The organism is Citrobacter sp. R-1.5.2 (assembly GCF_035064245.1).
Classification (GTDB): Bacteria; Pseudomonadota; Gammaproteobacteria; order Enterobacterales; family Enterobacteriaceae; genus Citrobacter.
Window position 1 is genome coordinate 62,967 of record NZ_JASEYC010000016.1, and the last position, 9,220, is coordinate 72,186.

A 9,220-nucleotide genomic window follows, 5' to 3' on the forward strand; every position below is an offset into this window, starting at 1 on the left:
TCGATTTATTCAACAAAGCCATGCACCTGAAGAAAGTGGGCTTTCAGATGGTATAGAGGTATCGCTTCCCTCATTTTCAATCTTCACACCAAAGCAGGCATGTTCCTTTTGTACAAGGAAGGTTTCTTTTACAGAAACAGAATCCTGCTTTGAATTATCTAATTGTAGAGGTGTTAAATACTCCTTAAACTTTTGATCTAAGACATTCTCTAGCAATACATTAATAGGAGGCTTAGGTTCAGTATCTATAGTATTTCCATCATTCAGAAACCTATTAAGATCTGCAAGTGTTAATCTTTCGTTTAAACCATTTATAAAATTTGCCAAGTCAGGAAATAAATTATTTAATACCAACCCGGTACTAATAGCCGACCTAATTAAATCCAGTTGGTCACCCCTATGACAAAGTTCTGTTTTTTTCAAGAAACTATAAACATAGGGTGCTTTTCTTTCGGATATCCAGAAAGACCGGATCTGAATCCGGTCGTTATCTGCCTTATTTGAGATAGGGTATTTAGCCATGTTCTAGCTCATTATTCTGAATAAATAGTATCAGCAATTGCCAAAGATAATGCGAACTGCGGATTGTCTACCATGATAACTTTAGCCGTTTCAAAATGTTTACGAATAGCTGTTTCGATGAGATATGAACCTCCCCCAACAAGGAAAACATTATGAGGCCTCTCTTCGACTTGTGTAACCGCTCTGATTACTTTACTTTGCAACTTCTGTACCGCAGAGTTTACCGCATCAAAAACACCGTCACGCTTGTCCTCTGCAACCTTCAAAGCTGATTTATCATGACGATTATCAACAAGATGATGAATGTAAGCATTACTCGTATTCAGTTTCTCAGATTCAAGATACCTGCTGATCTCATCGTAAACAATAGAACAACCAATACGGTCAAAACCTTTTACTTTCGAAATCTGTTCTAATTGCCCAGTAATACTTGCAACATCAAGAGTAGTACCACCAAGATCAATTACCAAACTTGATTCAAATGAAGCAATATCCTCAATTTCATCTGCCCGGGTCACAGCTGGTAAAGATTCAGGGAAAACAGTCACAGACAAAACGTTAAAAGAATAGCGTTTACCGTCAAGATAACGCTCTACTGGTTTCATCAGATTATCTTTTTTTCTCTGAATATTTTCAATATTCGTTTCCCCTAAAGCAGTATAGAACTGGCTAAGTGGTAAAGTAACAAAGAGGTGAACATCCTGAGGAACTAAACCAGAAGCATGAAGTGCATGGTGAACATTTAACCGGCTAATTTCATCGTATTGGTGAGATACATCAGTCGATTCCAGTGAGTTACTAGATTCGCTGTGATGCGAAAACCTTTCCAGCCCATCAATAAGATAGTTAAAAGGATTGAGACCCTCATGGCGAACACGGAAATCTGGAACAAAACTATTTTGTGTAAGCAAGGGAACTAATTCGTTTCTTTCATTAAGACAAACCAGTTTTGCAGCTTTACTTCCATCATCGACAACGATTTTTAAAGCTTCAGTGATATCCTGCACTGATGGTGAAACAGGACTTTCAGATTTTAATAGTTCAGCCATAAAAACTCTCTTTTATTAATAGGACCATATTAGATATTAACTTTATACATTAATGGTGACCTATTATCAACATTAACACTATTAAAAAAATACGTAAGTCTATGTTATTTCAGCATCCTTCCATTTTAAATACCTTACCGTTAAATTTCCTGTATTCATGTATTAACCATGTTTATAAAGGAGCCAATTATAATCAGAAAGTTACTTTGCATCCTAAGTATGAACTGTTTGAGAGCCAGGACTGGGGCCTTTACCTGTAAGTAACAAAGGTCCTTAGGCTTAGAATCCAAAATGACGCCTTTTTGTAAAAAAATCATAGTTCGAAATACCGTATCATCGATGTAAACATACGTAGAGGAATTTATGGCAGCTGAGCACGTCCAAACTATAGACCTTACAAACTTCTCCGGAAGGATTTTCTTTCTGGCAGATCCTCATGGACATTACTCTGCGCTGTGCAACTTGATCCAATCAGTTACAAAGCCAGAAGAAGAGATAGTAATTTTCTCTACTGGAAATTTGTTTGACTATGGGCCGGAACCCATAGAATTGATGAAGGCGATAAACAGTGGCTTTTTCGATGGACGTTTTGTGAGGCATTTCTCAGCTGCCGGAGCCGGAGAAGAAATGTTAAAAAAATTGTTACCATTAAACAAAGACCGGAGAACATTTTACCCCAGCACATACCTCAATGAGAGATGGTGTGTAATGGGCGGAAAGTGGCATAAAGCTGTGAATCGTTACTATTTAGAGGAAGAGGTAAAAAAACTTCTTAATACCCAGCTTGGTACGATGATGCAGATTTTACTAAAAGGCGATATAAAAATTGGGGTTTGCCCTTCTGATTACGCCCCTATCCGCACATCATTCACTGATACTTATAATGCGCTTCAAGCATTCAACTATGCCAATGTGAATATTTTTCAGAGCCAGTTTCTATTCGGTATGGACCATGCCGTAATACCAATGATGATAAATGACGTCAACCTTATGGTCCTAGGTAGGAATCCTGTAAACAGCATTCGAAAAGCCCATGGTCGTACTCAAAACAATCTTCCAGTACTGATCGGTAATTGTTTGCATATAAATACTGGATCACTCTATATGTCAAAATTAGAAGACCAGGTAATAGTTGCTCCGGGTATACCGCAAACTGACTCACCAGCACTTACATTAGTAGAAATAATCATGAAGAACAATCCAGTTTTATTGTGTCATCAGCTAATACAAACAACAAACAAGTTTTATTCACTTAAAACCTATCCTTTAGAACTCGATTCGATTGAAAACAACATTGAGGTAACAAGATGAAGATAAATTGGAAGATTATCTCAATTTCAACATTACTTTTGCATCTTCACGCAGCAGCTGCACCACATCAAGAGAAAGAGCATAGAAAAGATGCTTTTTCTTCTGCCGCACAGAAAAGTGATTCACTTATATCTGCTAAAGCGGAGCTTATAAACGGAAGGTGGTTTATAAATGGTAAATATAGGCCTGTTCTAAAGACCAGCATGACCAAAACCAATTTCTTAGAAATCATGAATGTTTCAAATAAAGAATCACTTTTTATTGTGATACCAAAACTTGAGTATAATATCATTGCCAAAAATAAAATCTTACTAAATGAAAAAATTGCATTAAGCGAAGGCACATCCGGAAAAAGCATTGTTTGGGTCGAGCCAAAATCAAGTCTAACTATATCGTTTATAAATGACCTTGCTAATACGCCCCTTCAGGCTATCGTTTCGATCACAAGAAACAACAAAGATATAATTGCCATCTTTGGACCGGATCAGGGTAAAGGGTTTACTCTTCCCGGAAATACGTCTAATGATCAAGTGTCCGTTCCTGACTATTCTGACCTAAATATAAAAAAACTTAACATACCTCAAAGTGTTGGTAATCCAGTAACCATCAATCCTAAAGAGAAGAATTACCTCTTAGTTGGACAAGGAAAATATGAAATCTTATCTCTTCCTAAATATCAACATTTAGTATTTTCTGAACCCGTTTATATTGAGAAAAGAAAAAATATCCTCGGTGGTTATGGTTATTGGACGAAAGAAACAATTCTCTACCCCGGTGAATCATTATCTTTTATAACGAGCGCCAAAAACAATCTAAGGAAGCGGGATGATTAAAGTTATCACACTTTTATTGTTTGCATTACTGACTGGTTGTCAGTCAGTAGAAAGTAAAATCGAAGAACTCCCGACAGTTGGTTTTGACCCTATTCTATACAATAAAAGTGAGGCCTTTACTGACGGAAAAGTTACTTTACGTGTCGAAAGTTCAGGAACTGATGTTTGGCTTGTCGCCAAGAATGGAACCAGAAGTTTTATTGAGCTTTCAGGCCTAACGCTAGGTGGTAGTCGTTGTGCTTACAATGCCCGTAGTAAGCAACTTTTGCCCCCAGGCAGCGTAAGCACATTCGTAGTTCCTACGGTTGGAATGCTTGGACTTTGCTTCAACAATGAAGATCAACTTATGTTTATTAACCGTGCTTTTAGCAGAATCTCTCCCAAAGCAAAAGGAAAAGATTCGCTTTCGCTTTTATTTTCTGTTAGTTACGATTTTCCCGGAAAAGCGGACCTAATTACTAACCACGATTTTCAAGAGTTATATCTTTTATTTTTGAATGAGGATAATCTATGAAACAAACATTAATTGTTATTTTAATATGTTTTTGTCACACGGCTTTAGCATATCCATACCGTATCTATACTGTCCCGGAAGGGGCATTAGTAAAAAACATACTAACTAATGAATATCTAGGAAAAACCCCTGTGGTTGTGGACGTGAGCAATACCGAAGCTGGTTCTACTTTTGGGATTTCATTATTTAGACATGAAAATGTTGCTATAAAGATTTTTACAGTAATGCCTTCAGCAGAAAATAATTTTGCTGTTTCTGGACCTGACGTTGCAACTATGTCATTGCCGGGAAAAGCACCTTTAAACGTAGTAAATGATGGGAATGGCGCTTCTGTTCATATAGAACTAAGACCTTATATGTCTGAACCTGCGCACACCCCATATTAATATAACAAGAAATTAAAAATATAAATCATATGAACTGCATCATAAAGATGCAGTTCAATATTTATTCTGATACTTTTAATTTTTCTTTTATGAACTCCTCTAGTTCCTTAATAAAACCCGCATTTATCCTATTGAATTCAAAGCGAATTTTTCTACCAGTATTGTTTTTACTGATTCTTGCATACTTATCTTTGTTATCAAAAGTAATAAGATCACTTGTTTCCCATTTTGTGGAATAAGTTTTTTCACAAACACTTTCCACAGATTGTGTGATTTTTTCCATTACAACTTTTTGAGCAACCTGGAGATCTCCAATGTCTAAATCTTTTGTTTCCTCTTTAACATTATCTATTACTTCATCTAAAGGAAATAGATTTTTTTGCACATATTTCTGTAAACGAGACAAGCGACTATAATAGGAGTTCGGGATTCCTTCATAATCCGGGAATAAAGAGATCAATGTTTCGTCAATACGGGCCGCCTGGATTCTTTTGGCTACCGATACATGACTAATCCCAAGATATGCTGCGAGTTCTTCATTAGTAGAAAATCCTTTTTCTTCCATTTTTTTGATAAATTGAAACCCAACTTCTCTATATGAAAATTTTCGAGATGTTTGTGCTGCGGATATAATTGAATTTATATCATCTTCGGTTAGTTCATCCGGAAGAACCCACAGGGGGAGATCCTTTTCTGCCTTTATACAGCAGAAACGTCTGCGACTTCCTTCTATTAATAAATAAACCCCATCTCTTTTTACAGCGATCCCTTCGGTATCGACCCCTCTTTCTTCAATCTGCTTAAGAATATCTCTAACAGAATAATCTGTAAGGGCTTCTTGATTTCGTGGGTTCGCTGGATGGACTAAGGTCTCCTTCTCCACTCTCTGGGCTGGAACAATCACATGTTCCGCTTCAAGTCTCCGGCCCTTATGAAGAGTGAATAACTTTTTTATGCGAGGTGCTGTTTTCAAACCCGCAAGACCTGAACGGTGACCGACTTCTGTCCGCTTTGGTGCGTTTAAATATCGAGATTTATCATTCCCGATATGTTGCTCATCGCTCATGCGTTAACTCCTTGCTTAGCTGAAAAACTTTTTATTTCATTTATAAATTGCTGATATACCTGTAATACAGATTCTTCTGCGACATCAAGCTGCTTTGCGGAACAAAGTTCCTCTGATTTTTTGATATCAAGCACTGTACGCCCTTTGGAAGCAGCTGCCTTAAATGCTTCAGAATTTTTTATGTTAGCGGACATCAAAAGGTCCTGAACAGTTCTGATTAATTTATCCAAAACTATTCTTTCATATGGACTTTTGTCATCTACATTGACAGCAAGAACTTTGAACCATTTTAAATTGTCGCCCTTACTTGGTGATTGTTTAAACCTTTCACTTATTGTAAGCATGAAGTCTGTAGTAGAGGCGTAATCATATTCACGTGGTGACACTGCGACAAGAATCCCATCGGCCGCTTCGTCAGCAGCCCAGATCAAAGGTGAATCTTCAGGTGGAGTGTCTATAATAATCAAATCATAGTTCTGCTTCAGTACCGGTAAGATAACTTCCTTGAAACGTAGTAACAAAGACGTACGTTCTTCTCTAGAACATTGCCAGTATTTATCTTTAAAACGAGCATCTGTCGGAAAAGCCGTTATTACGTCCAAGTTTGGCAGATGCGTTGAAAAAGGCATATTAGTGATGATTTCTTCTTCAGAGAATCCTGAATCTAAATATTTTTTATACTCAGAATTTTCTTCATAAATTCCAAGGATTGCATCAATTGCTGTAAGGAAGACATCATCTTCTGAGACACTTTGAATCATGCTGCTTCCAATCGAACCTTGTGGGTCCCATTCGATCATTAATACACGTGCATTGAGTTGTAGATCTAAAGCAGCTGCTACTGCTAAAGCTACAGATGTAGTGCTTTTCCCTGTACCGCCTTTATGATTCTGAGTAACAATAGCTCTGCTAAAGTAATGATCGCGGTACTTGGGATAACCCAGGGCATCCATTATTTTTTGAACATCCCAGCGGGTGTAAAGATGATTTTTGTTTTGATAAATAGGTGCACCAACAAGTTCTTTTTCTTCTAAGTCCGAAAGTATTTTATTGAACGTTACTCGTGACTTCCCAAAAAAATCAGAGAGATTTTTTTTATTCAAACAGTGGTTATAGATCAGTCTATCAACACCATCAACACTATCATCAGAAACAGATACTCTTGATGAAGCCATCAGAGATTCCTTTAGAGAAATCTGCTCGCTTTTCATGCGCTGACCAACGAGGGCGATCTTTTCAAGTAAATTCATGGTTATGACCTTTTTGCACTGAAAACCGACTTTTACGCATATATGTAAACTTTACGTATAATGCGTCCATTTCCTTGTTATGCGTACAATTCTATCCTTAGTTTCAATCTTAAGCTAATGTTTGTTTACTTTTTTATGATTTTTTGTGAGCTTAACTTGCAGATGTGAGCTCAGACTCTCTAGTCCATACCTAATGCACAACCTGTTTAAACCACGATTCTTGTCTCCTTCTCTACGCTTTGAAGTTAAGAGCTCCATTAATGAATCTTCACGCCTACCCTATTTCTTGCTTAGACCCTAAAATCTATCTCACCGGTGTGCTGATATACGTTTCCTAACTGTGAACCGTTGTCGTCAGTCCAGTCTAAAGATATGAGGTGTTAATCTCTTGAGGAGGCACACTACGAATTATGGGAGCAGAGTTAGCAACCTCACCCCGAAATGAAACCCAACTTAAGGAGGCAACCCCAGTGTGGAGATTAAGGGGGTTAAATCTGCCAGCGGCTGACAGTGTCCCAGCTGCTGCTCAGTCACACCACGCCCTGATTTAATCCCCTGCCCGGTATTGTAATGACCGAAAAAAACCCGTGCACTGGTGTCGGCAGACCGGCATGCATGAATATGACGTTAATCTGTATCAGCAGGCACTTTTCGCATAATGGGAGCAAGTGATAGCAACGCCGCCCAGAACGGAATGCCAACATCAGGACTGAACCCAAGTTTGGCGATTAAGGGGGTTAAATTTGCAAGCGGATGACAGTGCCCCCAGCTGCTGCTCAGTCACACCACGCTTGATTAAATCTCTCGCCAGGTCTTGTTTTGACCGAAAATAGCCCAAGCACTGATGTCGGCAGACCGGCATATAGGAATATGACGTTAATCTGTATCAGCAGGTACATTTCGCATTATGTGAGCAAGTGATAGCAACCCAGCCCGGAACTGAAGGCCAGCATGAGGACAGAACCCCAGTTTGGCGATTAAGGGGGTTAAATCTCACAGCGGCTGACAGTGCCTTCAGATGCTGCTCAGGCATACTACTCTCCCTGATATAATCTCCCATATGTTCTTGAGATCGTCGGAAATCGCCCATGCACCGGTGTCGGCAGACCGGTATGCAGTAATGTGAATTTAATCTGCATCATCAAGCACATTTCGTATTATGGAAGTAAGTGTTAGTAAACCAAAGCCCGCCCAGAACGGAAGGTCAACATCAGAACAGAATCCCAGTTTGGCGATTAAGGGTGTTAAATCTGCAAGCTGCTGACAGTGCCCCAGTTGCTGCTCAGTCACACCACGCCCTGATAGAATCTCCTGCCCGGAAATGTGATGACCGAAAAAAGCCCGTGCACTGGTGTCGGCAGACCGGCACGCAGGAATATGACGTTAATCTGTATCAGGAGGCACATTTCGCATTATGGGAGCAAGCGATAGCAACCGAAGCCCAGAACTGAAGGCCAGCATCAGGACAGAACCCCAGTATGGCGATTAAGGGGGTTAAATCCGCCAGTGGCAATAAGATCCCGAGCGGTGTTTAAGAAATATTTCCCGAAGGACAATCTTCCGCTCGTACGATGAATATAGTGTTCAACCCGGGAGAGGGATCACTTAACCTGCTTAGCCTAAATCTTACGTCATTCTCTAAACGGAGTTTAAGCTTAATGGTCCTGAGAAAGTTAAAAGGACTACCCATAATGACGGTTTGAGATGGCGAATAAGGGTTTTTTCTGCCAGCGGCTGACATTGCCCCAGCTTCTGCTCAGTCACACCACGCCTGATTAAATCTTCCGCCAGGTCTTGTTATGACCGAAAATTGTCCGTGCACTAGAGTCGTAAGACCTGCATACAGGAATGAGGCGTAAATCTTTATCAGGTGGCAAGGTTCGCATCATGGGAGCAAGGGTCTTGAACTGGAGGTTAACATCATAAAATCCCAGATTGGCGATTAAGGGTGTTAAATCTGACAGCGACTGAAAGTGCCTTCAGATGCTGCTCAGGTATATTACACCCTGAAAAAATCAAGCATCTGTGCTTGCGAATATCGGAAAAGGCCATGCACCGGTGTCGGCAGACCGGCATGGGCAATGAGACGTTAATCTGTATCAGCTGGCGCATTTCGTATCATGGGAACAAGTGTTAGCAACCCTCTCCAGGACGGAAGGACACTATCAGGACTGATCCCAGTTTGGCGATTAAGGGGGTTAAATCTGCCAGCGGCTGACAGTGCCTTCTGATGCTGCTCAGACATACTATGCACAGATATAATCACCCGTCCGTCCTTGTGATTATCGG

General features: G+C 39.7%; 9 protein-coding genes. 4 read left to right on the forward strand and 5 right to left on the reverse strand.

Features of this window, described 5'->3' with window-relative positions; all coding sequences use genetic code 11:
- Nucleotides 1-9 precede the first annotated feature (9 nt).
- Both QMN38_RS21855 and parM read right to left on the reverse strand, forming a co-directional pair.
- Nucleotides 10-522, reverse strand: a complete 513-nt coding sequence (locus tag QMN38_RS21855; protein WP_001151875.1) for a hypothetical protein — start codon at nt 520-522, stop codon at nt 10-12.
- 11 nt (nt 523-533) lie between these two features.
- Complete coding sequence (gene parM, locus QMN38_RS21860) at nt 534-1,571, reverse strand: plasmid segregation protein ParM domain-containing protein (protein WP_000818954.1); 1,038 nt, start codon at nt 1,569-1,571, stop codon at nt 534-536.
- A 363-nt stretch (nt 1,572-1,934) separates the two neighbouring features.
- Between parM and QMN38_RS21865 the strand changes: the two genes are divergently transcribed.
- The 4 genes from QMN38_RS21865 to QMN38_RS21880 are packed head-to-tail and all read left to right on the forward strand — an operon-like array spanning nt 1,935 to nt 4,615.
- Nucleotides 1,935-2,882, forward strand: a complete 948-nt coding sequence (locus QMN38_RS21865; RefSeq protein ID WP_000718595.1) for a metallophosphoesterase — start codon at nt 1,935-1,937, stop codon at nt 2,880-2,882.
- Entirely contained in the window at nt 2,879-3,715 is an 837-nt protein-coding gene (locus QMN38_RS21870; protein ID WP_000700976.1) for a hypothetical protein, read from the forward strand. Before QMN38_RS21865 ends, QMN38_RS21870 begins: the two co-directional genes overlap by 4 nt.
- Nucleotides 3,708-4,229 (forward strand): hypothetical protein, encoded by a 522-nt coding sequence (locus tag QMN38_RS21875; RefSeq protein ID WP_000598517.1) that lies wholly within the window; start codon nt 3,708-3,710, stop codon nt 4,227-4,229. Before QMN38_RS21870 ends, QMN38_RS21875 begins: the two co-directional genes overlap by 8 nt.
- Entirely contained in the window at nt 4,226-4,615 is a 390-nt protein-coding gene (locus tag QMN38_RS21880) for a hypothetical protein (RefSeq protein ID WP_000815011.1), read from the forward strand. Before QMN38_RS21875 ends, QMN38_RS21880 begins: the two co-directional genes overlap by 4 nt.
- Nucleotides 4,616-4,676: 61 nt before the next feature.
- Here the strand turns inward: QMN38_RS21880 and QMN38_RS21885 are convergent, their stop codons facing one another.
- The 3 genes from QMN38_RS21885 to QMN38_RS21895 all read right to left on the reverse strand — a co-directional run bounded on the left by QMN38_RS21885 (nt 4,677) and on the right by QMN38_RS21895 (nt 8,221).
- Nucleotides 4,677-5,681, reverse strand: coding sequence for a ParB family protein (locus QMN38_RS21885; protein ID WP_001278838.1), 1,005 nt, complete (start codon nt 5,679-5,681; stop codon nt 4,677-4,679).
- Nucleotides 5,678-6,931, reverse strand: a complete 1,254-nt coding sequence (locus tag QMN38_RS21890; protein WP_001050364.1) for a ParA family protein — start codon at nt 6,929-6,931, stop codon at nt 5,678-5,680. Before QMN38_RS21890 ends, QMN38_RS21885 begins: the two co-directional genes overlap by 4 nt.
- Nucleotides 6,932-8,059: 1,128 nt before the next feature.
- The gene (locus QMN38_RS21895; RefSeq protein WP_001371949.1) at nt 8,060-8,221 is read right to left on the reverse strand and encodes a hypothetical protein; all 162 of its coding nucleotides are present in this window, start codon (nt 8,219-8,221) and stop codon (nt 8,060-8,062) included.
- Nucleotides 8,222-9,220: the final 999 nt, after the last annotated feature.